This window comes from Pseudescherichia vulneris NBRC 102420 (assembly GCF_000759795.1).
Classification (GTDB): Bacteria; Pseudomonadota; Gammaproteobacteria; order Enterobacterales; family Enterobacteriaceae; genus Pseudescherichia; species Pseudescherichia vulneris.
Map to the genome: position 1 here is coordinate 1 of NZ_BBMZ01000026.1, position 23923 is coordinate 23923.

The following is a 23923-nucleotide window of genomic DNA, read 5'->3' on the forward strand; positions in this document are numbered from 1 at the left end:
GTCGTGATCCGGGCCTTTGACCTGCTCAACGTAGTTGAAGCTGCGCACCGGCACGGTATCCGGGCCGTACGGCAGACGCCCCAGCACGCGCGGCATCACCAGACCGAGGTAACGCGAGTCGTCGGTTTCGCGGAAGGATTTCCATTTGATGTACTCGGCCCGGTCGAAGTAGTTGCCGATATCCTTGATGGCCGCCACCTGCTCCATATTCTCTTTTAAGAAGAATGTTGGCCCGGCGGAGCCAATAAACGGCATGTGCGCCGCGGCGGACACCTTCGAAATGTTACGCATCAGCGCCACGTCCTGAGCGGAGGCATCAAACTCGTATGCCGAGATAACTGCGGCAATGGGCTCTCCGCCGGGGGTGTCGTATTCCGCGATATAGGTCTGCTTATACAGCCCGCTCTGAATGATTTCCGGCGCGTCCTCGAAGTCCTGACGCAGCTCCTCTTTCGACAAATCAAGCAGTTCCAGCTTCACGTTCTGGCGAAAGTCGGTTTTATCCACCAGCGATTTCAGGCCCCGCCAGATGCCTTCCGTGCGCTGAAAATCTTCATGGTGCATGACCTCATCAAGCTGCCGGCCGATCTGGAAATCCAGCTCTGCAATATGGTGGTCGAGGATGGTTTTATCCAGCTTCTCCACCGTCTGCCCGGATTTTTGCAGACACTGCATAAATACTTTTACTGCCGCAGTGACGCGCGCATCCGCAGAGGTTTCGGCCATCACGCTATTATCATCAAACCCGTTTAGATCACCGAGTTCGGCTACCGGCGTTAAATTGATTTTTTCAAACAACGAGGCATATACCCCACCGTGAGACACTGTTTTTACAGCAGTGGCGCTATTCGCCAGATTATGAGATTCATTATTCACTGACATTATCATTTACTCGTTTTTATTCGGCTTAAAGGCGTATTGATAATTAGCCCCGGGTTGGCGCGAGCGCGTTCAGTTCACTGCGCAACTCATCAGAAAGCGCCGGGTCTTTTAAAATGACTTCAAGTTCTTTTCGGAAAGTGACGTTATCGAGCAGATTGGATTTCAAATCGCGTAACAGGTTACGCATGGAGAGCATAGCCCGAAGCTGAGGTATCTGGCGTGCCACCGCCTCGGGCTCAAAATCTTTCATATTTTGAAAGGAGAGATGCACGTTTTCTTCCGAACCGTCGTCCGCAAGGGTGTTTCTGACGGTGAGATTAATGGCGGGATTAAGCTCTGCCAGCACGCTGTTAAAATTATTTTTGTTGATGTTTATCTTCTCTCGCTCGGAAAGCGGGCCCTCGGCTTTGCCATTGCTGAAGTCGCCCACGCTCAAGAGCTTTAGCGGCAGCTCAACTTTTTTCTGCGCGCCCCCCGTAACAAGATCCAGTTTTATATTTACACGCGCACGAGGTATCTCGTTCTGAAATGATTCAGACATATATATTTATCTCCTGAATTAATTAACGCCCCTGCCAGGTATATTGCCGCCAGGGTAAACGGACGCATTAATATTTACGCCTAATTTAGCGCAGGGTAAAGCAAACAAAGCGGCCTTTTTTGAAAATTAGGAATTTGACAGTGACATAAGTAAAAATATTTAAAATTGAAACAAGCGGAAATATTATGCGGTATTTATTTTACTGCTTATATAAATGCATCAGAGGATGTAAAAAAAGCCAGGCAGTTATTTAACTGTCTGGCTTCATCTGTTTGAAAGGCTTTTATGCAGGCGGTAACGCTTACTCTGCGTCAGGCTCTTCAGTTTTGTACTTCGCCGCCGTCTCTTTGATCAGCGTCTGCAGCTCGCCGCGCTGGTACATCTCGATGATGATATCGCAGCCGCCAACCAGTTCACCGTCAACCCACAGCTGTGGGAAGGTCGGCCAGTTAGCATATTTTGGCAGCTCAGCGCGGATGTCCGGGTTCTGCAGGATATCAACATAGGCAAAACGCTCGCCGCACGCGGAGAGCGCCTGCACGGCCTGGGCGGAGAAGCCGCAGCTCGGCAGCTTAGGGGAGCCTTTCATATACAGAAGGATCGGGTTTTCAGCGATCTGCTGCTGAATTTTCTCTACGGTTGTGCTCATTGTCTTACTTCCTTAACGTCTTACGGCGTGGTGTGACATTCTAGCTTTTCACACCAGCAGGTAAAATAACATTTTGTTCACCAACCGTTAGTTTATCGCCTGAAGGGTAAAGTTGCCGTAAAAATTGTGCTGCTTAGCGCCAGAGCCTTCACAACTGGTCATCTCGTGAGCGTTAAAGCGGGATAACTGATGCTTTTTTTTGCGCTTGCTAACGAAACAGAGCCGTGATGCAAAAAGTTTATTAACTTTTTGCCATTTTATGCTTTAGAATCGACGAGTTTTGTAAATCACACGCATGTCGTATTCGTTACTTGACTGACTCAGGGGATTGCTCAGTGGCGCGGATAAATAAAATCTCGATCACGCTCTGTGCTTTAGTGTTTGCCTCGCTGACGTTCTCGCCGCTAGCCGGGGCATCAGAACAGGCGCGGCCCTCTGCCGTGCAAAAAACGCATTTGGCAAAAGCATCAGAGCGAAAGAGTAAAAGCACTAACCAAAAGACTTCAAAGAAAAGCAGTGGCACTGCAAAAAACACAACGAAAAAAACCAGTACAAAGGCAAGCACCGCTAAAACCGCCTCCTCCAGCACCAAGCGCGCATCAACCAGCGCGAAAGCCAGCAAAGTCGCCTCTCGCCGCACGAAAACCAGCCCAGACAAGATTGCCTCCGTCGCTTTAGCGGAAAAGTGCACCGCGCGTAAAGGCCACAAGGCTCGCTGCGTGAAGGTCAAAGGCGATAAGCCAGAGACGCTGGCAGATCTGCATAAGGCGCGGATGCAAAAAGCACAGAAAACCGCCATGAATAAACTGATGGATCAGATCGGCAAGCCCTATCGCTGGGGTGGCTCCTCCCCGCGTACCGGCTTTGACTGCAGCGGTCTGGTCTATTACGCCTATAAAGATCTGGTCAAGTTCCGCATCCCACGCACGGCCAATGAGATGTATCACCTGCGCGATGCTTCCCCGGTCGACACCGGTGAGTTGCAGAGCGGCGATCTGGTCTTCTTCCGCACCCAGGGCCGAGGCACCGCCGATCACGTCGGCGTCTACGTCGGAAACGGTAAATTCATCCAGTCCCCGCGCAGCGGCCAGGATATTCAGATCACCTCCCTGAGCGAAGATTACTGGCAGCGCCACTACGTGGGTGCGCGCCGGGTGATGACCTCTAAAACGCTTCGTTAATTCAGCGTCCTGCCGGTCTGCGGCAGGACACTTTCTTTAGGGTTACTCCACCGCGTATTCGCGTTCGGTTTTGCCACGTCCAGAGACCAGCACCAGCAGCAGCGCCAGCACTGCAATCAGCGCCCCGGTAACGGGTACCACGCTATACCCCAGCCCGCCGGAGATCACCGCCCCACCTGCCGCCGCACCCAGCGCATTGCCCAGGTTAAAGGCTCCGATATTAACGGATGACGACAGGCCTGGCGCTTCATGAGCCACGCGCATCACGCGCATTTGCAGCGGTGGCACCACGGCAAAGGTCGCTGCACCCCAGATGATCATGCTCACCGCCGCGCCCAGCTCGCTACGCGCCAGAAGCGGAATGGCCAGCATGATAACGATCAGCAGCAGGAAAAAGCCTTTAAGGGTGCCGCTTACTGAGCGATCCGCCAGCTTGCCGCCCAGGTAATTGCCGATGGAGAAGCCAACCCCGATCAGCACCAGCATTGCAGTAACAAACAGCGGCGTGGCATGAGCGATCTCATGCAGTACCGGTGCGATGTAGGTATAGAGCGTAAACATCGCCCCCGCGCCCAGCACGGTGGTCAGTAAAGCCGACAGCACCTGCGGACGCACCAGCACGGCCAGCTCTTTACGCACATCCGGACGCTGCCCGGCGCTGCCTTTTGGCAGGGAGAAGAACAGGCTCAGCATGGAGATCACGCCGAGGCCCGCCGTGGCAAGAAACGACATTCGCCAGCCGATGGTTTCACCCAGCCAGGTCGCCGCCGGTACGCCACCGATGTTGGCGATGGTCAGCCCCATAAACATGGTTGCTACCGCGCTGGCCTGCTTCTCTTTAGGCACGACGCTGGCCGCCACCACCGATCCCAGGCCAAAGAAAGCGCCGTGGTTAAGGCTGGTGATAATGCGCGACAGCATCAGGGTGGTGTAGTCAGGAGAGAGTGCGGACAGCACGTTGCCCAGGGTAAAGATAGCCATCAGGAAGATCAGCGCGCTACGGCGGGCGCGATGGGAGAGCAGCAGCGTCATCAGCGGGGCCCCCACCATCACGCCAATGGCATAGGCGCTAATGAGCATTCCCGCTGCCGGTATAGAGACATCTACCCCACGCGCGATTGTCGGCAGCAGGCCCATCGGGGAGAACTCGGTGGTACCGATGCCAAATGCCCCAATCGCCAGGGCCAGCAGGGGAAAGTTGATTTTCATATTTTGACTCCAGAATTGCCGTGTCGACAGGCGACACCGTCACAGAAGCCAAAAGCATGACATTTATCACAAAAAAACAGAAGTTATCAAACTAACAAAAGTTTATTGCCATTTTGCTAACAATTAGCCGGGGAATAGCGGGGGGCAACAAGCAGAGGGAGAGGACTCTCCCTCATACTAAATCAATTTAACGCAGCGGTCAGCGCACCGGCAACAATCAGGCCCAGCACAACAACGGTGGTCATCAGGGAAAACTTCAGATCTGCACTCATCAATTTCTCTCCATTCTTATTACCCCACAAAAAGTGAGCTTGCGCATTTTTACACATTTATGGGCAAAAATCTTCTTTGATTTGGGGTGATATGCGTTTTAACGCTTCCCCTTTTCATCAAGATAAGACAAAATTCCACGCTAAATTTATTCGCGTACCGGCCATAGACCCCTCCTGACGTTCCGTGTCGTTTTCCCGGCGAATCGCATCCCCAAAAGTTGCGTGCAGGCTGAGTAGAGGCAAACGTTTACCTACACTATTTTCAGGAGCTTACGTCGTGGTTTGGAGTGACATTGAATGGCAACTATAAAAGACGTAGCGAAACGAGCAAACGTTTCCACCACAACCGTATCACATGTTATTAACAAAACCCGCTTTGTGGCAGAAGAGACGCGTAACGCGGTATGGGCAGCCATTAAAGAGCTGCACTATTCACCCAGCGCCGTGGCCCGTAGCCTGAAGGTTAACCATACCAAATCGATCGGCCTGCTGGCGACCAGCAGCGAAGCGCCCTACTTTGCCGAGATTATCGAGGCGGTAGAAAAAAACTGTTTCCAGAAAGGCTACACCCTTATCCTGGGTAATGCCTGGAACAACCTGGAGAAGCAGGGTGCCTATCTGTCGATGATGGCGCAGAAGCGCGTCGATGGCCTGCTGGTGATGTGTTCCGAGTACCCCGCCCCGCTGCTGAGCATGCTAGAGGAGTACCGCCATATCCCCATGGTCGTGATGGACTGGGGTGAGGCAAAAGCAGACTTTACCGACTCGGTGATCGATAACGCCTTTGAAGGCGGGTATATGGCGGGTCGCTATTTGGTCGAGCGCGGCCATCGTGAGATTGGCGTGATCCCGGGCCCGCTTGAGCGCAATACCGGTGCGGGTCGTCTGGCTGGCTTTATGAAAGCCATGGAAGAGGCGCTGATCAGCGTGCCGGAGAACTGGATTGTACAGGGCGACTTTGAACCTGAATCCGGCTACCGCGCGATGCAGCAGATCCTCTCCCAGTCCCACCGCCCTACTGCCGTGTTCTGCGGCGGCGATGTGATGGCGATGGGCGCGCTCTGCGCCGTTGATGAGATGGGCCTGCGCGTGCCGCAGGATGTCTCGCTGATCGGCTATGATAACGTGCGTAACGCCCGGTTCTTCACCCCTGCGCTGACCACCATCCACCAGCCCAAAGACTCGCTGGGGGAAACCGCCTTTAATATGCTGATGGATCGCATCGTGAATAAGCGTGAAGAGTCCCAGTCGATTGAGGTTCATCCTCGACTGATCGAGCGCCGCTCGGTCGCTGACGGTCCCTTCCGCGACTATCGCCGTTAAGATCGCACCGCTAAAAACCTCGGGAGCCGGTTACTCCGGCTCCCGCAGCCACTCTCGATTAAGCGTTTCGCTATCACCTAAATAGTCCAGCAGCCAGCCCAGCGCGGGCGAGTTATCGTTTTGCTGCCAGGTCAGGCAGCAGGCAGCATCCGGAAACGACTCTTCCAGCTGGAGCTCCACCCACTCACCGCGATCGAGCCACGGTCGCGCAAAATGCCCCGGCACCATACCGATACACAGTCCGGCGCTCAGGCATTCTGCTGAAGAGGTCCAGTCCGGCACCACCATTCGCCGCTGGTTGTCCAGCAGCCAGGTGATCCTTTTGGGCAGCAGACGGGAGGTATCTTCCCACACCAGCGATGGCCAGCCGCGCAGGAGATCGTCACTCAGCGGGCCACCCTTGCCCGCCAGCGGATGATGAGCGGCCACCACGCAGCGCCAGTTGAGCATCCCCATATCGCGAAAGGCAAAGCGCCCGCCCACCGGTATGGCCTGGGTTGCCCCGATGGCCAGCTCCACGCGCCCATCGGCCAGCGCATCCCAGACGCCATTAAATACCTCTTTCGACACCAGCAGCTCCACGTCTGAAAAGTGGCGATAGAAGTCGACGATCATCTGCCGGGTGCGCTCGGGACGTACAATATTATCTACGGCAATAGCGAGCTGGCCGCGCCAGCCGTTAGCTATCTGCTGGCACTGCTGGCGGGTGACCTGCATTTTTTTGATGACAGACCGCCCCTCCTGCAAAAACCAGCTGCCGGCGGGGGTCAATACGACATCCCGATGACGTCGTTCGAACAACGGCACGGCAAGCCACTCTTCCAGCTGACGAACCGTGTAGCTGATAGCGGAGGGAACGCGGTGCAGCTCCTGGGCGGCGGCGCTAAAGCTGCCGGTACGGGCGACGGTATCTACCACTTCAAGGGAGTAATCAGACCACATATTCTGCCTGCAAAAAATTTGAATGCACCGCGCAAATATTACCGTTTCACAAGCGGTAATGCACTGCCTACACTTTGCCGCTTTGTGATCTGTGCTGTTCACCTGTCGTGTAAAAGATAATAAGAAGGAGTAATGATGATACCTGGTAAAGGATTTTTAGTCTGGCTGGCGGGATTAAGCGTGCTGGGCTTTCTGGCAACGGATATGTATCTGCCAGCGTTTACCGCTATTCAGCAGGATCTCAATACGCCTGCATCGGCCGTAAGCGCCAGCCTGAGCCTGTTTCTGGCCGGTTTCGCCCTTGCCCAGCTGGTATGGGGCCCGCTCTCCGATCGCTTTGGCCGCAGGCCGATCCTGCTCTGCGGGCTGGGGCTGTTTGCTTTCGGCTGCCTCGGCATGCTGTGGGTGCGCGACGGCACCACGCTGCTGGTGCTGCGTTTTGTTCAGGCCGTGGGAGTCTGTGCCGCAGCGGTCAGCTGGCAGACGCTGGTAACGGACTATTATCCGGCTCAGCGGGTCAACCGCATTTTTGCCACCATCATGCCGCTGGTAGGATTGTCACCCGCCCTCGCGCCGCTGCTGGGAAGCTGGATCCTTGCCCACTCCCACTGGCAGACCATCTTCATGGTGCTGTTTGTCATCACGCTGCTGCTGATGCTGCCTGCCCTGCGCCTTAAAACACCGGTGAAAAAGCACCATTCGCAGACGACGCCCGTTACCTTTGGGCTGCTGTTACGCTCTCGCTTTTACTGCGGAAACGTCACCATCTACGCCGCCTGCTCGGCTAGCTTTTTCGCCTGGCTTACCGGCTCGCCGTTTATCCTCAGCGCGCTGGGCTATGGTCCTACGGCGATTGGGTTGAGCTACGTCCCGCAGACCATTGCCTTTCTGCTGGGTGGCTACGGCTGTCGCGCCGCGCTGCAACGCTGGCAGGGGCCACGCATGCTGCCCTGGCTGCTGGCGCTCTATGCGCTGAGCGTGGTTGCCGTCTGGCTAGTCTCATTTATTCCGCAGGTTTCATTAACCCTGCTGCTGGCTCCGTTCTGCGTCATGGCGATGGCTAACGGTGCGATCTATCCCATTGTTGTGGCCCAGGCGCTGAGCCCGTTTCCACAGGGCGCAGGACGTGCGGCGGCGCTGCAAAATACCCTCCAACTGGGCCTCTGCTTTTTCGCCAGCCTGCTGGTCTCAACGCTTATCGCAACGCCACTGCTCACCACGACCAGCGTGATGCTGTTGACCGTGCTGCTTGCCGGGCTGGGCTATTGGGTACAAAAACAGGCCGTAAAATAATTAGTTAACTAATCATAATGGGTTGAACGACCCGTTTTTGCGGCCTATACTCAATTCGATAATTCTTAATAGTAAAAAAAACTATGCATTAACAGGCGTCGGAGTACGCCTGTTCTTCCATGGACGGCATTTTCGGCAAGGGCTATCTCCCTTCCTCTGTTCTACGTCGGATATCAAGCTCACGGCCCGTTCCGTGGGATTTCTCACAAACCATTAAAAGCGTCTACGCTGTTTGAAGGTTCTGATCACATAGGGTGATGGAGAAGCTATGAGTTCATCGTGTATAGAAGAAGTCAACATACAGAGCGATAACTGGTTCCGTATCGCAAACGAACTGTTAAGCCGTGCGGGGATCAACGTCAACGGTACCGCCCCGTCGGATATCCGGGTGAAAAATCCCCGTTTTTTTAAGCGCGTGTTAAAAGAGGGCTCGCTTGGGCTGGGCGAGAGCTACATGGACGGCTGGTGGGAGTGTGATCGGCTAGATATGTTCTTCAGTAAAGTGCTCCGTGCCGGGCTGGAAGACCAGATGCCGCGCCACATTAAAGATACGCTGCGTATCGCCGCGGCGCGGGTGCTTAACCTGCAAACCCAGAAGCGTGCCTGGATTGTGGGTAAAGAGCACTACGATCTCGGTAACGATCTCTTCAGCCGCATGCTCGATCCCTATATGCAGTACTCGTGCGCCTACTGGAAAGAGGCCCAGACGCTGGAAGAGGCGCAGGAGGCCAAGCTGCGTCTCATCTGTGAAAAACTGCAGCTGCAACCGGGCATGCGCGTGTTGGATATCGGCTGTGGCTGGGGTGGTCTGGCCTGGTTTATGGCTAAAAACTACGGCGTCAGCGTGACCGGCGTGACCATTTCAGCAGAGCAGCAAAAGATGGCCCAGGCGCGCTGCGAAGGGCTGGATGTGACCATCCTGCTTCAGGATTACCGCGATCTTAAAGATCAGTTTGACCGCGTGGTTTCGGTCGGCATGTTTGAGCACGTGGGTCCCAAAAACTATGCCACCTATTTTGAGGTGGTCGATCGCAACCTCAAGCCCGACGGCCTGTTCCTGCTCCATACCATTGGCTCGAAAAAAACCGACCATCACGTCGACCCGTGGATCGATAAGTATATCTTCCCCAACGGCTGCCTGCCGTCGGTGCGCCAGATTGCTAATGCCAGCGAGCCCCATTTTATCATGGAGGACTGGCATAACTTCGGCGCCGATTACGATACCACTCTGATGGCCTGGCACGAGCGTTTCATGGCGACATGGCCGGAAATTGCCGATAACTACTCTGAACGCTTTAAGCGCATGTTTAGCTACTATCTGAACGCCTGTGCCGGTGCGTTTCGTGCGCGGGATATTCAACTTTGGCAGGTGGTGTTTAGCCGCGGCGTCGAAAACGGCCTGCGCGTGGCGCGCTAATACATCCTGATGAAAAACCCCGGCGCGCCGGGGTTTTTTGTTGATTACTCTTCGCTGCCGCTGACCGAGGCGGCAATCATCGCTGCTTCACGGCTGGCCAGCACGCGCTCTACCGTATCCACAATCGCCTGGGTCTGCGGGTCGATCTCAATATTTACCCTATGGCCCAGCTTTTTATTGCCCAGCGTGGTGCGCTCCAGCGTTTCGGGGATCAGATGCACACAGAAACGCGTCGGCGTAACCTCACCCACCGTCAGGCTAATACCATCTACGCCAACATAGCCTTTATAAAGAATATATTTCATCAGGTTGGCGTCCTGAACTTTAAACCAGATTTGACGGTTATTTTCAGAGGCCAGAATTTTCACCACCTCGGCGGTGGTAATAATATGCCCCGACATCAGATGGCCGCCAATTTCATCGCTGAACTTCGCCGCTCGCTCAACGTTCACCTCGCTGCCAACGCTCAGCTCGCCAAGGTTGGTAATACGCAGCGTCTCTTTCATCAGGTCAAAGCTCACCAGCGGGCCGTTGATGCTGGTGACGGTCAGGCAGCAGCCGTTATGCGCCACAGACGCACCGGTCTCCAGCCCCGGCAGCATCGCCTCCGGCAGCTCGACGACGTGGGTGCGGAAGTTGGGTTTTTCATCAATGGACACGATTTTTGCCGTGCCCTGTACAATACCAGTAAACATGCCTACAACTCCTGTAACCATTAATTCGGCGCAAGCCGTTTTGATAATTGCACAATAACAGGTGGAAAAAGAGGTTGCCAGCGCTGCACCCATTCAGGCTGTTTTTTCTCTGGCATATTCGCTGTTCCCCGTTACAATGGTCTGGCTATTTATCCTGCAATTTCTTCTTGCTGCCTGTTACGGCGGCTTTTTCATGCATTCCTATAACAACAATATACAGGTGTTTCCGTGCAGAAGTATTATATCGAAGCACGCCAGCTGCTGGCGCTGGCTATCCCAGTGATCCTTGCGCAAGTAGCGCAAACCGCGATGGGATTTGTGGATACGGTCATGGCGGGCGGCTACAGCGCCACCGATATGGCGGCCGTCGCGATCGGAACCTCTATCTGGCTTCCGGCCATTCTCTTTGGTCACGGCCTGCTGCTGGCCCTGACGCCGGTTATCGCTCAGCTTAACGGTTCAGGCCGTCGGGACCGCATTGCGCAACAGGTGCGCCAGGGATTCTGGCTGGCCGGCTTTGTCTCGGTATTCATTATGATCGTCCTCTGGAATGCCGGTCATATTATTCGTGCCATGCATAACATTGATCCCGAGCTGGCGGATAAAGCCGTACTCTACCTCCGCGCCCTGCTGTGCGGCGCACCGGGCTACCTTTTCTTCCAGGTGGCGCGTAACCAGTGCGAGGGGCTGGCGAAGACCAAGCCCGGCATGGTGTTTGGCTTTATTGGCCTGCTGGTGAATATTCCGGTTAACTATATCTTTATCTACGGTCACTTCGGCATGCCGGAGCTGGGCGGCGTCGGCTGTGGCGTCGCCACCGCGGCGGTCTACTGGGTGATGTTTATCTGTATGCTCTCCTACATCAAACGCGCCCGCTCCATGCGCGATATTCGCCAGGACCAGCACGTTGCCGGGCCCGACTTCAGCGTCCTTAAACGTCTGGTGCAGCTTGGCCTGCCGATCGCGCTGGCGCTCTTCTTTGAAGTGACGCTGTTTGCCGTGGTCGCGCTGCTGGTCTCCCCGCTGGGCATCGTTGACGTGGCAGGGCACCAGATCGCCCTTAACTTTAGCTCGCTGATGTTTGTCCTGCCGATGTCGCTGGCGGCGGCGGTGACCATCCGCGTCGGTTTCCGCCTTGGGCAGGGCTCAACCCTGGAGGCGCAGACTGCCGCGCGAACGGGTTTGGGCGTTGGCGTGTGCATGGCGGTGCTTACCGCTATCTTTACCGTATCGCTGCGTGAGCATATCGCCCTGCTCTACAACGATAACCCCGAGGTAGTGCACCTGGCGGCACAGCTGATGCTGCTGGCGGCAATCTATCAGATCTCTGACTCTATTCAGGTGGTGGGCAGCGGCATTCTGCGTGGCTATAAAGATACTCGCTCGATCTTTTTTATCACCTTCACCGCCTACTGGGTACTGGGCCTACCGAGCGGCTACGTCCTGGCGCTGACCGATCTGGTAGTCGATCGCATGGGTCCGGCGGGCTTCTGGATGGGCTTTATTATCGGCCTGACCTCGGCGGCGATCCTGATGATGCTGCGGATGCGCTTCCTGCAGCGTCAGCCTTCCAGCGTGATCCTCCAGCGCGCCGCGCGTTAATTCACCACTAGCCGCCTACGGGCGGCTTTTTTATCTGCGGTTTAAACGCGCCGCTAGCGCAAGGCAATGCCATGCAGAAAGAGACCGACCAGATGCGCAATATGCGGTTGCGGGGCGCTGTCTTGCTCAGTGGCCAGTGAAATGGCCGTTGCGATACACACCAGGTCATCAAAGCTGATATCACTCCGAACTGCGCCTGCCGCTTGTCCATTCTGCAAAAGGCGCGTCCCCTCCTCGCGGGTTGCAACACATCCTGGCGTTCCGATCTGAAGAACGGTGCCGAGCGACGCCGCAATGCCACGGTAGACATTGGTATACTGGACGAGCTCTTCGAGATACAACCGCAACGCATCCAGCGGATCAAGCGAAGGGGCTCTTACCCGGCTGGCCTCTGATAAAGCCAAAAACCGATCGCTATACGCCGCCGCCAGCAGCGCTTCACGGGTCGGGAAGCGTCGATAGAGCGTGCCAATGCCGACGCCAGCACGCTTCGCGACATCTTCTAACGAGACGCCTGCGCCCCTTTCATAAAAAATCTCCTCGGCCGCAGCGAGGATCCGCGTTTTGTTTCGCTGCGCATCGGCGCGCAATGGGGGTTCGTGAGACAACTCTTTTTTCTCCTGTGATGCTTGCTAAATGGAGGGTAACTCCACATAATAAATGGAGCAACCCTCCACTTAATCAAGAGCGAGACTCTCTATGGCTATGCGATTCGAAAAAAAGGTCGTGGCGATCACCGGTGGTAGCGACGGTATCGGTTTGACGACAGCGAAGATGTTTGCGGCAGAAGGCGCGCACGTCTATATCACCGGTCGTCGTCAGGAGCGCCTTGATGAAGCGCTCAACGAGATCGGTAACGGTGCCGTAGGCATTCAGGGGGACGTCAGCCTGGGTGCGGACCTTGACAGGCTCTATGCAAAAATAGCGGAGGATCATGGACGTATTGACGTGGTCTTCGCCAATGCTGGGGTGTCCGAATCTGCGCCCATCGGCAGTATTGATGAGGATCACTTAGACCGCGTATTTGCTATTAACGTTAAGGGCACGGTCTTGACCGTACAAAAAGCCTTACCCCTGATGTCTGCTGGCGGTGCCGTTGTGCTCGCTGGCTCGGTTGCGGGGAGTACAGGCATTGCTGGCCTCTCTGTGTATAGCGCCACAAAAGCCGCAATCCGCTCATTCGCCCGAACCTGGACAACTGATTTGAAAAGCCGGGGTATTCGCGTTAATGCGGTGTCGCCGGGCATGGTGATGACCCCTGCCATGCAGGCCTATCTGGATAGCAATACTGGCGCTGAGGAGTGGATGCAGCAGACGACGCCATTCGGCAGGCTGGCCCAGCCCGAAGAAGTTTCTAAAGCGGTGCTGTTTTTGGCCTCCGAAGAGAGCAGCTTCGTGGGTGGCGAAGAGCTGTTTGTCGATGGCGGTTTTATCGCCGTCTAAAGGCAGTGCAAAAGGATTTATGATTAAAAATCATCCTTATGCTTCAATGCAATGTGAGCTTTATGTATAAAAGTTCTGCAATCGCGTGAAAGCAGTGATAAAACTGCTTTTTTCTGCTTGCCACGACCGCCACCTGCCGCTAATATTCGTCCCCGTTGTCACACACAACGTTGCGTTCATAGCTCAGTTGGTTAGAGCACCACCTTGACATGGTGGGGGTCGTTGGTTCGAGTCCAATTGAACGCACCATCTCCTTAGTGCGTCCGTAGCTCAGTTGGTTAGAGCACCACCTTGACATGGTGGGGGTCGGTGGTTCGAGTCCACTCGGACGCACCAAATCATCTCCTGTGATTTGGTGCTTTTTCTTCAGTTTTGCTTCCCGTATCTCATCTTACCCGTTTACTATTTCAATGCTGACCTCTGATTCATGGCGTCTATACTCTAGTGTTCTTGCGCTATAGACTGGAGGTAAAATGGAGTATTTGGCACGACTCAATATAGTTACGGTGTTGATGTCACCCGCGTTTTGGATCAATCTGGCTATCGTCTTCTTTGTCACGTTGATTACCTATTGGCTGACAAATCGGCTGCTGAGCTTTGTGTATAAAACCATTCAGCAGGCCAGTAAAAAAGAGGGAAACAGCACCCACTCCCGCTTTATCGCGTTCGATATATTGAAGCGAACCAACAAGCTCCTTCTCTTTATTGCCGCTTTTTTGTTCAGCCTACGCTTCGTTGACCTCCCCGATCGCCTGTTCTCGACGGTGTCCCACATCTGGTTCTTTGTTATCGCTATCCAGATTGCTATCTGGCTCGATCAGGGCGTGCAGTCCTGGATGCGCCATCTGCTCTATGCGCCAGGATCGAATAAAAACCCGGTGACGATGGTCATTCTGGGCATGATCCTGCGCGTGATTGTCTGGTCGATGATGCTGCTGTCGATTCTGGCGAACATTGGCGTCGATATTACCGCACTGGTTGCCAGCCTTGGCGTCGGCGGTATTGCCATCGCGCTGGCAGTACAGACCGTGCTGAGCGATGTTTTCGCTTCCCTGTCGATCGGCTTCGATAAGCCCTTTGAGATTGGCGACTTTGTGGTGTTCAACGACGTGGCCGGTACCATTGAGCACATCGGGCTCAAAACGACCCGTATACGCAGCCTCAGCGGAGAGCAGATCGTCTGCGCTAATGCCCAGCTGCTGCAACAGACCATTCATAACTACAAGCGTATGCAGACCCGCCGTATCGTTTTCACCTTTGGTGTGGCGCTCGGTACCCCACCGGAAAAGCTGCGCATCATAGGTGATATGGTTAAAACCATCATTAACGAGGTCGGCGAGACGAAGTTCGACCGCGCCCACCTGCTGGCGTTTAATGCGGATCGCCTGACCTTTGAGGTCGTGCATATCGTCAATACGGCGGATTACAACAAGTACATGGATATCCAACAGGAGATCAATATCCGCATTATTGAAAAGCTGAATGAAAATGAGATTGAGCTGGCCCTGCCTAGCCTGGTGGTAAGAACGCCAGCCCAGCCAGAGGCAACGCCATTCCCCGTTGCGATGCAGCGCTGGCCCAAGGAGGCCTGATTCAACTGGGGGTGAGCATTTCTCGCCATCCCAGGCGGATGGCATATAATGCTACAGTGTGCATTCAATCGGCTTTAAAAAGGGGTAGCTAATGGAAATTGATCTCGACAACCTGGAGTTTGCCGGGCTTGAAGAAGCGCAGGAGCGCAATGCGGAACGTCTGGATGACGCTGATAAAAAAGCGCAGGCGATTATCGCCGATGATGACTGCGGCGACGCCTGCAAAATCTGATACCTAAACCGGCCGCTCTGGCCGGTTTTTTTATATCTCAATAGCGCAGACGGCGGCAAACTGCGAGGGCTGCTCTGGCTCTGGTTCTGGCTCTGGCTCTGGCTCTGGATTATAGTGCTCCAGCCGCTCGAAAAGCGTTTGCACCACCTCTAACTGCTCCCGCTGCGTGGCATACTCCCGCTGCTGCACGGCATTCTGGGTCAGACTCTCTACTAGCGCTTTCGCCTCTTCTGCCGCCGCGCTGCGCATAGCCGGTGGATAGACAGGATTTAGCGCAATATCGATATCCATATCCGTTTGCAGCTGGTCGCTATTGACGACGACGCGGCTTTCCGGCGGGAATGCTTCATTCACCAGACGGTGGCTTAAGGCGACCAGCTTAATGTTGTAATTCTGCCGGGGACGATCCGCAGGCCGGGCCAGATCAACAAGCTGAACGATACCGGCCGCGAAGGCAACCGCCTCGCGATCCGGCGGATCTCGCTGGGCCTCAGCCACCGACAGCATCAGAAAAGCAAGCCCCGCCGCCTGTTTGGACTGTGTTCCTGCCCGCTCGGCTGAAGCGAATCCCAGCCCCAGCACCACTAACCGTCGCGCCAGGCGCAGGTTAGCCTCATCCAGCCCCGCCTCGCTTTTCATTAGCGGGTAGCGCGCAATAAACCCCAGTATCGCCTTCATACCGGCTCCCTCCGGCAGAGCGTGATCGAGGCCATTTTCCAACAGATGGATACGCTGCCTCGCAACGGTACACAGCAGCTGGGCGATATTGAGATCAGCGCTGGCCGTCTCTGGATGAGGTGGAAAGCAGACCCGCTGGTAGTGCAAAACGGTGAGCCTGCTCGTCTCTTCGGTCGGCGGATACATAAAGACGGCGTTATCCGCATCGTTGGCCCAGGCCCAGGCGAAACGCGCTTCCGCCAGCAGCAAGGCCGGTGGCGCAGCCATCTCTTCTATTTGCGTTAGCGCGGCACCCGCCTGCTGACGGTATACCGCTCCGTCTAAGCCGGCCTCGGCGGCCACATCGCCAGACTGGTAAACGCGATCCAGCAGGCAGCGCCCGCGCCCTGCCTCATCCAGGCTACTGCTACACTCCGCAGGGGGATCCGGCGGGTAATGACCGTAGGCATAATGAGCTTGAAGGGAGAGCGTAACCAACAGGAATAGCGCCACGCTCTTCTGGCTTCCATGCTGAATAGTAAAGAGACGTTCTATAATCGACATCAAAGGAGATCCGGCAGCGATCGATCACAGGAGTATAGGCAGGCAGAACGTCGCTAAAGTATGAAATTATCCCACCCTTTTGTTTCATATTCCTGTGACATACTATCGTTTATGTCAGCACACCTGCGAACAAGGAGATAACGATGCATAACATGGGTGAAGGTTTAACGCCTGAACAGGCGCTGGAAAAGCTTGACGCGCTGTATGAGCAGTCGGTCAATGCGCTACGCGACGCTATTGGCCTGTATATAGAGGATGGCTCGCTACCCGATACCCTGACGCGTGCCCAGGGCAAGTTTGTCTATCCGGAGCTGTCTGTCTCCTGGGATGGCAATACCACCAATCCGCCGAAAACCCGCGCCTACGGTCGCTTTACGCACTCGGGCCGCTATACCACCACGATCACCCGTCCGGGCCTGTTTCGCACCTACCTGCTGGAACAGTTAACGCTGCTGTACAATGACTATGGCGCACTAATCGAAGTGGGCCCCTCCCAGCATGAGATCCCCTATCCGTACGTGATTGACGGCTCTGCGCTGACGCTGGATCGCTCCATGAGCGCCGGGCTGACCCGCCACTTCCCGACAACCGAGCTGGCACAGATTGGCGACGAGACCGCCGATGGGCTGTTTCATCCCACCGAGCTCTATCCGCTGTCGCACTTTGACGCCCGCCGAGTCGATTTCTCACTGGCTCGCCTGCGTCACTACACCGGCACGCCTGTAGAGCATTTCCAGCCCTTCGTGCTGTTTACCAACTACACCCGCTACGTGGACGAGTTTGTGCGCTGGGGCTGTAGCCAGATCCTCGATCCCGACAGCCCCTATATTGCGCTCTCCTGCGCGGGCGGCGTCTGGATCACCGCCGAGACCGAAGCGCCGGAAGAAGCCATTTCCGATCTGGCATGGAAAAAGCACCAGATGCCCGCCTGGCACCTGATCACCGCCGATGGCGAAGGGATTACGCTGGTTAACATCGGCGTGGGGCCGTCAAATGCCAAAACCATCTGCGATCACCTCGCCGTGCTGCGCCCTGCCCTGTGGTTGATGATAGGCCACTGCGGCGGCCTGCGTGAAAGCCAGTCCATCGGTGACTACGTGCTGGCGCACGCCTATCTGCGCGACGATCATGTTCTGGATGCGGTACTGCCGCCGGATATTCCTATCCCGAGCATCGCCGAAGTTCAGCGTGCGCTGTACGACGCCACCAAAGCGGTAAGCGGTATGCCCGGTGAAGAGGTCAAGCAGCGGCTGCGTACCGGAACCGTGGTCACCACCGACGACCGCAACTGGGAGCTGCGCTACAGCGCCTCGGCTCTGCGCTTTAACCTGAGCCGCGCGGTGGCAATCGATATGGAGAGCGCCACCATTGCTGCCCAGGGCTATCGCTTCCGCGTCCCTTACGGCACCCTGCTCTGCGTCTCTGACAAACCGCTGCACGGTGAAATCAAGCTGCCGGGCCAGGCCAACCGTTTTTATGAGGGGGCGATTTCAGAGCACTTACAGATAGGGATCCGGGCGATTGATCTGTTGCGCGCCGAAGGCGACCGCCTGCACTCGCGTAAGCTGCGCACCTTTAACGAGCCGCCGTTCCGGTAAGTAAAAAGCAAAAAGCCCGCTAAAAAGCGGGCTTCTTTAATTTGGCTCCTCTGACTGGACTCGAACCAGTGACATACGGATTAACAGTCCGCCGTTCTACCGACTGAACTACAGAGGAATCGTGTGAACGGGGCGAATATTAACGACGAGGGGTGGCCTTGTCAAAGGGTGATTTAAAAAAATCAACCGATTGCCCAATTATTCCCCAAGTCGCACAAAAATCCGCTCTGCATGGATGTTTACTGTACATCCTGCCGCTTAACCCGCGGATATTTCCATAGCCAGCGGCCGCTGACCATACGCCAGTAAAAGAACACGCCGCGCACCGCCCAGTCGAGGAACATCCCTAGCCAGACGCCGACCACGCCCATGCCCAGCACCACGCCAAGCGTGTAGCCTGCCACCACGCGGCAGCCCCACATGCCAAGCATTGAGACCCACATCGCAAAGCGCGCGTCACGTGCACCCTTCTGCCCCGCAGGCAGCACCCACGATGCCGCCCAAATAGGCATAAAGGCGGCGTTCAGCCAGAGCAGCACTTTTACCACCTCTTGCACATCCTGTTCCGGGGTATAGAACGCGGCCAGCAGACCGGCAAACGGCGCGCTGAACCAGGCAATAGCGGTTAGCCCGATGGTCGATAGCCAGAAAACGTGACGCAGCTGGCGCTCGGCCTGGCCAATCTGCCCCTTGCCCAGCCGCCTGCCGGTGATGATCGTTGAGGCGGATCCCAGCGCGTTCCCCGGCAGGTTGATCAGCGCCGCCACGGAGAAGGCAATAAAGTTCCCCGCAATGACGTTGGTCCCCATCCCGGCCACGAAGATCTGCGTCAGCAGCTTGCCGCTGTTAAAAAGTACCGACTCAATGCTGGCCGGAACGCCAATCCCCATCACTTCCCAGACGATAGCGAAGTTAAGCGGTTTGAAGTAGCTTTTGAGCGTAATGCGCAGCGCCGGGTTAAAGCCGATCATCAACACCCAAATAATCGCTACTGCGCCAATGTAACGGGAGATGGTCAGCCCCAGCCCGGCACCGGCAAAGCCAATGCCGGGCCAGGAGAAAACACCGTAGATCAGCGCGCTGCTGATAATGATGTTGAGAATGTTCATGCCGCCATTAATCATCAGCGGAATTTTGGTATTTCCGGCTCCCCGCAGCGCCCCGCTGCCGATGAGCGCAATCGCTGCCGCCGGATAGCTCAGCACCGTCAGTTCCAGATAGGTCAGCGCCAGCGCTTTGACCTGTGGCGTCGCTTCTCCTGCAACGACGTCAATAATTTGCGCGCCAAAGTAGTGGATAACCGCCGCCAGCACGGCGGCAAAAAGGGTCATGATCACCAGCGATTGCCGCGCCGCCGCTCGCGCCCGCCGTCGGTCACGCTTGCCCAGGCTGAAGGCGACCACGACGGTAGTTCCCAGATCGATCGCGGCGAAAAAGGCCATCACCACCATATTAAAGCTATCGGCCAGGCCGACGCCTGCCATCGCCTCTTTACCTAACCAGCTGACCAGAAAGGTGCTCAGCACCCCCATCAGCAGTACGCAGGTGTTTTCCAGAAAGATAGGTACCGCCAGCGGCGTGATCTCACGCCAGAAGAGGACTCGGTAACTATTGCGTTTTTTGTACCAGGACGTGCGTACGACGGCCTGTCGTAGAGCGGCAGTGACGTTCAAAATGGACCTTAGCGAGAGTGCGAGAGAGAAAGTTGAAACCTCATTTCAAATGATGAGGGAGAAATGCCGATCCTGCAAAGTATTTTGCCGCTATTTTTGTTGCGAAAAACAACAGAGTGGCGAGAGAAGCAGCAGACGAACGCCATTGATTCAAATGAGGTTTGACAAAATTTTTTTAGCCGCTAATATTCGCTGCGTTCACACGATTCCTCTGTAGTTCAGTCGGTAGAACGGCGGACTGTTAATCCGTATGTCACTGGTTCGAGTCCAGTCAGAGGAGCCAAATTCTAAAAAACCCGCTTCGGCGGGTTTTTTGCTTTTTATAGTCTATATAACGTCTGGAACGGCATTATCCTTCCATTCTCAACAACCTGCCTATCTTGAAAGCATCGGTAACCGGTACGTTGTACTTAATTATTGTTGAAATAACGTTTATGCTAGGAACCTGTAGTTTACTTTTCACAAACATGACAGGAAAAGCAATGAGTATTACGATTCGCCAGGCTTGCTCGACAGACGTGAATGCTATTTATGATATGATTTATGAACTGGCAGTGTATGAAAAAGCCCCTGAAGAGGTGGTAACCACGCCGGAAGAGATTAGTAAAACGCTGTTTGCCGCTGAGAGTAAAACCGAAGCATTGATCTGCGAAATCGATGGAAAGACGATAGGCTATGCCGTTTTCTTTACCAGTTACTCAACCTGGCTTGGACGTAACGGCATCTATATGGAAGATCTGTACGTCTCCCCCGAATATCGCGGCAAGGGCGCGGGCAAAGCGCTGCTAAAATATATCGCCCAGTGTGCGGTTACTCGCCAGTGCGGTCGTCTGGAATGGAGCGTGCTTGACTGGAATCAGCCCTCCATCGATTTTTATCTCAGCATCGGCGCGCTACCTCAAAGCGAGTGGGTTCGTTACCGCCTTGACGGTGAAGCCCTGCTAAAATTTGCTGAAGCCTGAATTTATTATTGGCTCGCCACGACGGGCCTGTTAATAACGCTATTATTACTGAGTTTAAGTAGGCCATGCTAGAGGTTATTGATTCGACAGGTATAGATACACCGCTCATCAAATTCATCATGAAACATAATAGCGGCTTCATTAGTATCAACTTTGGTCACCCGGAATTTATTCAGGCACTCTTCTGGCCTGTGATAATAATCGTAGCTTATACACTCATCCAGGAGCGTTATAGGCAAATTTACCTCAAGCGTTTCGATATCATGTAAACTTAAGCTCACCCGGCCCTCAACCATGTTGAGCTGTGCAAGCAGCAAAAAATCCCCAAACTGTACCGCTGTTGGCAAAATATTTTTTTCGCGACCAACATAGGTGGTCTGCAGAAGGTCGACGCGCTGCACAGTAAATATTTCGTCGAAGCTCAGTAGATAGGTTCTGGAATGCATACGTCGGCTATCGATCCATGCGAGCCAAGTTATCATTATCTCAGCGTTTGTTTGATTCTGCACAAAGCGGACGTCTTGAACAGGATAATCACAGCAATAGAGGGCATGTATATTATCATCTTCAATTATGCTGATTAACGTATGCTTATTATCTTCAGAAAGTTCATAATGCACTCTAAGCATACGTCCTTGACGATAGAACAGATCATGACTAATATTCATTACCCACTAACCTCTTATTAATTATTTATTAACAAAAACCGGCACAAGAATTCATTTTGTTAGAAAATAGATCTGTCGTATTATTTCCAGAGTTTATGCTCTAAAGGTGACTTTTTACTATTCTTGATAAACACTATTAACAACATTGAAACCAACAAGGCGTAGAGTTATCATTGGCAACGCGTAGCCTTTAGCCTGACACGCTTGGCTATCGCCGTTTACCTTTGATTAAAAAGGCAAGATCGCCATCAGCAGAGAAGAGAGCCGTACAAAAAAGTACATTAATGATCGCTTGAGCTATCTCCGCCAATCTCAAGTGTCCTTGAAGGATCCAGACAATGAGCGCACTACAGGCAACGGCAAGAACCCATGTCACCCATGAATAAGCGGGATGGTGCGCGGAAGGAACGACACAGGTAAAAACAATCTTGGCAATAATCATTCCTGCAACAAGAATGTTAATCATATAGCTAAAATAAAAAATGCTCATTTTTCACCCTTTGTAAAACTACGATCGAAAATTGACCCTGCCTTTTTAGGTCGCGTGGTTAGGTACATAAGCAACCGCACCGCTGCAGCTGCCCCTATCACTGCGCCCACGCCAGAAGGAACATCCAGCTCCAACCCAAACAGCTTTTCGCTCAACTGGGATAATACCTGCGCACAAAAATCTGAACAGGTTAATCCGACGATCATTGAGGCCGCAAATAGTGATATGCGTGCCCAGATGGCAAAGTCGATAGCCGAAACCACAAATATGATACTGCCAGCAAATGCGGCGATAAATGTATCAGGTTCATGGCTGATAATAGTTAAAATAGCCATAATTATTGCGACCTGTGATGGCTTTTGGCCATTGATAATGTTTAAGTGAGCCATAACAGCATCTTGTTAATCCTGCTCTTTCTCAGGAGGATGAAGTCGATGATATTGCCATTCCCATTCAACAGTGCTCATAAAAAGTGTAAAGTCAATCTAAAAACAATCCCATTCAGGTTCTATTTTGTTGATTAATGTTCCATAGGAATGGACAGGTCAATGACATAACAAATGTTAATCAATATAGTTTTGGATGTAAAAACCACGTTTTGACACTACTCTTATAGCAGCATTGGAGATAGCCGAATGGGCGTATTACTCGCTAAGAAAATGAAATACTTTATGGTCACAATGGAGGTGCGCAATTTTGCTAAAGCAGCCGAGGCCCTCTGCATTACACGTTCTCCCTTGAGTAAAGCCATTTTTGAACTGGAAGATTATCTTGGGGGTAAGCTATTTAACCGTACCTACAACAGCCTTGAACCAACTGAGTTAGCTATTGAATATTATCAAAAATGCAAACCTATCTATGAAATGTTAGTGGCACTTGAAAATGAATGTCGTTCAGGCAACACTGAAAGCCCATTAATGCTTCTTTTTGATTTAAGTGTGCCAGAACTCCTCTATCAACAGATCGTCATGGCAATGAAAAGTGAAAACATTTTGTTTAATTGTGAACGCTATGTTGTCAATCTGTCTGACCTTGAAGGGATATCGCGGAAAAATAGCATTATCATCTCACTACGTGAAATTGCTTCTAATGCAGACTGCGATATAGACAAGTGGCAGGGTGATGAGATAGTCATTTGTATGCCTAATGACCACAATATCAGGCAAACTAAAACAGACATTTTTATCTGGAAAGATCTCACTACCGACTATATTCAACGCAGTTTTTCTCAACTGACTAAACCATTCATTCCTGATATAAATTTTATTGAGCACAATCTTAACCTGACGGGTTTACTCTACAACGTTCGCGCCGGTAAAGGCTGTTCACTTCTCACCAGAAAAATGGCTACCATGTTTAAAGTTGACGGCATCACCTACCTACCCATAAAAGACCGAAGGCCAACTATTCATCTTTACCACGGCAATCAAAAAAGTGTTAATAAGTTTATCCCTCAGCTTAAAAACGTTATAAACACCTTTATTTAAGGCACAATGCATTTACATAAATGAGAAGCGAGTAGCTTACTCGCTTCGATAATGCCTTATTACCTATATCCTAGCGGGTCCGCCGATCCCAGCGCGCTGGAACCTCCCGGACATCAATATGTGTAAATGTATCATAGCGCCCAACTGAGCACTTATCGTGCTTATGCTCAATATAATCCGCTACGATATTAGCTGAAATATTCGATACTTTAATGTCAGCCGCCATACCTCTGGTGTGCTGACTTTTCTGTGCCCCGCCAACTTTTTGGTTATACGCTACGCAGCGGCATGCTGAATTTATCATCACGGGTGCATTAAAATAGCATCGAATATCCTCCAGTACATCGTTAAGCTGCTTATCAACGGCAGCAAACCCACATCCACAATGGCAAGCAAATTCCTGACGATTGAAATGCATTGATATATCGCCCATTCATTCCCTCCTGAGATAAATCTAATGTTTATAATTAATATATTCATTCTTAAATCATACTTATATGGTAATGATAAAATCTGTATAAAAAATGGTTTATAGGAAAGGGATGGTGCAA

25 protein-coding genes and 4 tRNA genes are annotated in these 23923 nt (G+C 53.3%); 14 read left to right on the top strand and 15 right to left on the bottom strand.

What is annotated here, in order from left to right; genetic code table 11:
• The 3 genes from tssC to grxD all read right to left on the bottom strand — a co-directional run.
• The coding region (gene tssC / locus EV102420_RS17945) for a type VI secretion system contractile sheath large subunit (protein ID WP_042394868.1) at positions 1-888 on the bottom strand (888 nt) is incomplete at its 3' end.
• Positions 889-925: 37 nt separating this feature from the next.
• On the bottom strand, positions 926-1423 hold the full coding sequence (tssB, locus tag EV102420_RS17950; RefSeq protein ID WP_042394694.1) for a type VI secretion system contractile sheath small subunit: 498 nt from the start codon (positions 1421-1423) through the stop codon (positions 926-928).
• A gap of 301 nt (positions 1424-1724) precedes the next feature.
• Positions 1725-2072 carry a monothiol glutaredoxin 4 gene (gene grxD / locus EV102420_RS17955; RefSeq protein WP_042394696.1) on the bottom strand — a complete coding sequence of 116 codons (348 nt, stop codon included), beginning with the start codon at positions 2070-2072 and terminating at the stop codon, positions 1725-1727.
• A 335-nt stretch (positions 2073-2407) separates the two neighbouring features.
• Here grxD and EV102420_RS17960 point away from each other — a divergent pair, with 335 nt between their 5' ends.
• The gene (locus EV102420_RS17960; RefSeq protein WP_042394700.1) at positions 2408-3253 is read left to right on the top strand and encodes a C40 family peptidase; all 846 of its coding nucleotides are present in this window, start codon (positions 2408-2410) and stop codon (positions 3251-3253) included.
• A 42-nt stretch (positions 3254-3295) separates the two neighbouring features.
• Here EV102420_RS17960 and EV102420_RS17965 read toward each other — a convergent pair whose 3' ends face one another.
• Together EV102420_RS17965 and cydH are read right to left on the bottom strand one after the other, a co-directional pair.
• Positions 3296-4462: an MFS transporter gene (locus EV102420_RS17965; RefSeq protein WP_042394703.1), complete on the bottom strand. Its 1167-nt coding sequence runs from the start codon at positions 4460-4462 to the stop codon at positions 3296-3298.
• Positions 4463-4644: 182 nt separating this feature from the next.
• Entirely contained in the window at positions 4645-4734 is a 90-nt protein-coding gene (gene cydH / locus EV102420_RS22180) for a cytochrome bd-I oxidase subunit CydH (RefSeq protein ID WP_103820868.1), read from the bottom strand.
• A 297-nt stretch (positions 4735-5031) separates the two neighbouring features.
• Here cydH and purR point away from each other — a divergent pair, with 297 nt between their 5' ends.
• The gene (purR, locus tag EV102420_RS17970; protein ID WP_042394706.1) at positions 5032-6057 is read left to right on the top strand and encodes an HTH-type transcriptional repressor PurR; all 1026 of its coding nucleotides are present in this window, start codon (positions 5032-5034) and stop codon (positions 6055-6057) included.
• Positions 6058-6087: 30 nt separating this feature from the next.
• Here purR and punR read toward each other — a convergent pair whose 3' ends face one another.
• Positions 6088-6999, bottom strand: coding sequence for a DNA-binding transcriptional activator PunR (punR, locus tag EV102420_RS17975; protein ID WP_042394708.1), 912 nt, complete (start codon positions 6997-6999; stop codon positions 6088-6090).
• A 135-nt stretch (positions 7000-7134) separates the two neighbouring features.
• Between punR and punC the strand changes: the two genes are divergently transcribed.
• Together punC and cfa are read left to right on the top strand one after the other, a co-directional pair.
• Positions 7135-8292: a purine nucleoside transporter PunC gene (gene punC / locus EV102420_RS17980; protein ID WP_042394713.1), complete on the top strand. Its 1158-nt coding sequence runs from the start codon at positions 7135-7137 to the stop codon at positions 8290-8292.
• 268 nt (positions 8293-8560) lie between these two features.
• Positions 8561-9709, top strand: coding sequence for a cyclopropane fatty acyl phospholipid synthase (gene cfa / locus EV102420_RS17985; RefSeq protein ID WP_042394716.1), 1149 nt, complete (start codon positions 8561-8563; stop codon positions 9707-9709).
• 44 nt (positions 9710-9753) lie between these two features.
• Here the strand turns inward: cfa and EV102420_RS17990 are convergent, their stop codons facing one another.
• The gene (locus tag EV102420_RS17990) at positions 9754-10404 is read right to left on the bottom strand and encodes a riboflavin synthase (RefSeq protein WP_042394719.1); all 651 of its coding nucleotides are present in this window, start codon (positions 10402-10404) and stop codon (positions 9754-9756) included.
• Positions 10405-10632: 228 nt separating this feature from the next.
• Between EV102420_RS17990 and mdtK the strand changes: the two genes are divergently transcribed.
• The gene (gene mdtK, locus EV102420_RS17995) at positions 10633-12006 is read left to right on the top strand and encodes an MdtK family multidrug efflux MATE transporter (protein ID WP_042394722.1); all 1374 of its coding nucleotides are present in this window, start codon (positions 10633-10635) and stop codon (positions 12004-12006) included.
• A 53-nt stretch (positions 12007-12059) separates the two neighbouring features.
• On the opposite strand, the gene EV102420_RS18000 is transcribed toward mdtK, so the two are convergent.
• Complete coding sequence (locus EV102420_RS18000; RefSeq protein ID WP_042394725.1) at positions 12060-12614, bottom strand: TetR/AcrR family transcriptional regulator; 555 nt, start codon at positions 12612-12614, stop codon at positions 12060-12062.
• A 91-nt stretch (positions 12615-12705) separates the two neighbouring features.
• Between EV102420_RS18000 and EV102420_RS18005 the strand changes: the two genes are divergently transcribed.
• The 5 genes from EV102420_RS18005 (at position 12706) to EV102420_RS22195 (ending at position 15273) form a co-directional block, all read left to right on the top strand.
• Positions 12706-13449: an SDR family NAD(P)-dependent oxidoreductase gene (locus tag EV102420_RS18005; protein WP_042394728.1), complete on the top strand. Its 744-nt coding sequence runs from the start codon at positions 12706-12708 to the stop codon at positions 13447-13449.
• A gap of 172 nt (positions 13450-13621) precedes the next feature.
• Positions 13622-13698, top strand: a tRNA-Val gene (locus EV102420_RS18010).
• 10 nt (positions 13699-13708) lie between these two features.
• Positions 13709-13785, top strand: a tRNA-Val gene (locus EV102420_RS18015).
• 137 nt (positions 13786-13922) lie between these two features.
• Positions 13923-15041 carry a mechanosensitive ion channel family protein gene (locus tag EV102420_RS18020; protein WP_042394731.1) on the top strand — a complete coding sequence of 373 codons (1119 nt, stop codon included), beginning with the start codon at positions 13923-13925 and terminating at the stop codon, positions 15039-15041.
• Between the two features lie 91 nt (positions 15042-15132).
• Complete coding sequence (locus EV102420_RS22195) at positions 15133-15273, top strand: hypothetical protein (RefSeq protein WP_106403958.1); 141 nt, start codon at positions 15133-15135, stop codon at positions 15271-15273.
• 30 nt (positions 15274-15303) lie between these two features.
• Here the strand turns inward: EV102420_RS22195 and EV102420_RS18025 are convergent, their stop codons facing one another.
• A complete protein-coding gene (locus tag EV102420_RS18025; RefSeq protein ID WP_042394734.1) occupies positions 15304-16494 on the bottom strand; it encodes a hypothetical protein in 1191 nt (396 codons plus the stop codon).
• Positions 16495-16637: 143 nt separating this feature from the next.
• On the opposite strand from EV102420_RS18025, the gene EV102420_RS18030 reads away from it, so the two are divergent.
• Positions 16638-18092, top strand: coding sequence for an AMP nucleosidase (locus EV102420_RS18030; protein WP_042394738.1), 1455 nt, complete (start codon positions 16638-16640; stop codon positions 18090-18092).
• Between the two features lie 42 nt (positions 18093-18134).
• On the opposite strand, the gene EV102420_RS18035 is transcribed toward EV102420_RS18030, so the two are convergent.
• Positions 18135-18210 (bottom strand) — tRNA-Asn (locus EV102420_RS18035).
• Between the two features lie 121 nt (positions 18211-18331).
• Positions 18332-19768 (bottom strand): EmmdR/YeeO family multidrug/toxin efflux MATE transporter, encoded by a 1437-nt coding sequence (locus tag EV102420_RS18040; RefSeq protein WP_106403959.1) that lies wholly within the window; start codon positions 19766-19768, stop codon positions 18332-18334.
• Between the two features lie 204 nt (positions 19769-19972).
• Here EV102420_RS18040 and EV102420_RS18045 point away from each other — a divergent pair.
• Together EV102420_RS18045 and EV102420_RS18050 are read left to right on the top strand one after the other, a co-directional pair.
• Positions 19973-20048, top strand: a tRNA-Asn gene (locus EV102420_RS18045).
• Between the two features lie 199 nt (positions 20049-20247).
• Positions 20248-20727, top strand: a complete 480-nt coding sequence (locus tag EV102420_RS18050) for a GNAT family N-acetyltransferase (protein ID WP_042394744.1) — start codon at positions 20248-20250, stop codon at positions 20725-20727.
• A 68-nt stretch (positions 20728-20795) separates the two neighbouring features.
• On the opposite strand, the gene EV102420_RS18055 is transcribed toward EV102420_RS18050, so the two are convergent.
• From EV102420_RS18055 to EV102420_RS18065, 3 genes are all read right to left on the bottom strand, one after another.
• Complete coding sequence (locus tag EV102420_RS18055) at positions 20796-21395, bottom strand: hypothetical protein (protein ID WP_131406029.1); 600 nt, start codon at positions 21393-21395, stop codon at positions 20796-20798.
• 208 nt (positions 21396-21603) lie between these two features.
• Positions 21604-21885 carry a phage holin family protein gene (locus tag EV102420_RS18060; protein ID WP_042394750.1) on the bottom strand — a complete coding sequence of 94 codons (282 nt, stop codon included), beginning with the start codon at positions 21883-21885 and terminating at the stop codon, positions 21604-21606.
• Positions 21882-22274, bottom strand: a complete 393-nt coding sequence (locus tag EV102420_RS18065; protein ID WP_042394752.1) for a putative holin — start codon at positions 22272-22274, stop codon at positions 21882-21884. The genes EV102420_RS18060 and EV102420_RS18065 overlap by 4 nt, the downstream gene beginning before the upstream one ends.
• A gap of 246 nt (positions 22275-22520) precedes the next feature.
• On the opposite strand from EV102420_RS18065, the gene EV102420_RS20930 reads away from it, so the two are divergent.
• Entirely contained in the window at positions 22521-23372 is an 852-nt protein-coding gene (locus EV102420_RS20930) for a LysR family transcriptional regulator (protein WP_052512385.1), read from the top strand.
• A 70-nt stretch (positions 23373-23442) separates the two neighbouring features.
• Here the strand turns inward: EV102420_RS20930 and EV102420_RS18075 are convergent, their stop codons facing one another.
• Positions 23443-23805 carry a D-Ala-D-Ala carboxypeptidase family metallohydrolase gene (locus EV102420_RS18075; protein WP_042394754.1) on the bottom strand — a complete coding sequence of 121 codons (363 nt, stop codon included), beginning with the start codon at positions 23803-23805 and terminating at the stop codon, positions 23443-23445.
• Between the last annotated feature and the right edge of the window lie 118 nt (positions 23806-23923).

Excerpts from the sequence above, each read along its gene's own strand:
- purR (WP_042394706.1), top strand. The coding sequence starts at position 5,032 with ATGGCAACTATAAAAGACGTAGCGAAACGAGCAAACGTTTCCACCACA.
- EV102420_RS17965 (WP_042394703.1), bottom strand. The coding sequence starts at position 4,462 with ATGAAAATCAACTTTCCCCTGCTGGCCCTGGCGATTGGGGCATTTGGC.
- EV102420_RS17990 (WP_042394719.1), bottom strand. The coding sequence starts at position 10,404 with ATGTTTACTGGTATTGTACAGGGCACGGCAAAAATCGTGTCCATTGAT.
- EV102420_RS18025 (WP_042394734.1), bottom strand. The coding sequence starts at position 16,494 with ATGTCGATTATAGAACGTCTCTTTACTATTCAGCATGGAAGCCAGAAG.
- grxD (WP_042394696.1), bottom strand. The coding sequence starts at position 2,072 with ATGAGCACAACCGTAGAGAAAATTCAGCAGCAGATCGCTGAAAACCCG.
- EV102420_RS18055 (WP_131406029.1), bottom strand. The coding sequence starts at position 21,395 with ATGAATATTAGTCATGATCTGTTCTATCGTCAAGGACGTATGCTTAGA.
- cfa (WP_042394716.1), top strand. The coding sequence starts at position 8,561 with ATGAGTTCATCGTGTATAGAAGAAGTCAACATACAGAGCGATAACTGG.
- EV102420_RS22195 (WP_106403958.1), top strand. The coding sequence starts at position 15,133 with ATGGAAATTGATCTCGACAACCTGGAGTTTGCCGGGCTTGAAGAAGCG.
- EV102420_RS18050 (WP_042394744.1), top strand. The coding sequence starts at position 20,248 with ATGAGTATTACGATTCGCCAGGCTTGCTCGACAGACGTGAATGCTATT.
- punR (WP_042394708.1), bottom strand. The coding sequence starts at position 6,999 with ATGTGGTCTGATTACTCCCTTGAAGTGGTAGATACCGTCGCCCGTACC.
- EV102420_RS18075 (WP_042394754.1), bottom strand. The coding sequence starts at position 23,805 with ATGGGCGATATATCAATGCATTTCAATCGTCAGGAATTTGCTTGCCAT.
- tssB (WP_042394694.1), bottom strand. The coding sequence starts at position 1,423 with ATGTCTGAATCATTTCAGAACGAGATACCTCGTGCGCGTGTAAATATA.
- EV102420_RS18030 (WP_042394738.1), top strand. The coding sequence starts at position 16,638 with ATGCATAACATGGGTGAAGGTTTAACGCCTGAACAGGCGCTGGAAAAG.
- EV102420_RS18060 (WP_042394750.1), bottom strand. The coding sequence starts at position 21,885 with ATGAGCATTTTTTATTTTAGCTATATGATTAACATTCTTGTTGCAGGA.
- punC (WP_042394713.1), top strand. The coding sequence starts at position 7,135 with ATGATACCTGGTAAAGGATTTTTAGTCTGGCTGGCGGGATTAAGCGTG.
- cydH (WP_103820868.1), bottom strand. The coding sequence starts at position 4,734 with ATGAGTGCAGATCTGAAGTTTTCCCTGATGACCACCGTTGTTGTGCTG.
- EV102420_RS18020 (WP_042394731.1), top strand. The coding sequence starts at position 13,923 with ATGGAGTATTTGGCACGACTCAATATAGTTACGGTGTTGATGTCACCC.
- EV102420_RS18065 (WP_042394752.1), bottom strand. The coding sequence starts at position 22,274 with ATGGCTCACTTAAACATTATCAATGGCCAAAAGCCATCACAGGTCGCA.
- EV102420_RS18005 (WP_042394728.1), top strand. The coding sequence starts at position 12,706 with ATGGCTATGCGATTCGAAAAAAAGGTCGTGGCGATCACCGGTGGTAGC.
- EV102420_RS20930 (WP_052512385.1), top strand. The coding sequence starts at position 22,521 with ATGGGCGTATTACTCGCTAAGAAAATGAAATACTTTATGGTCACAATG.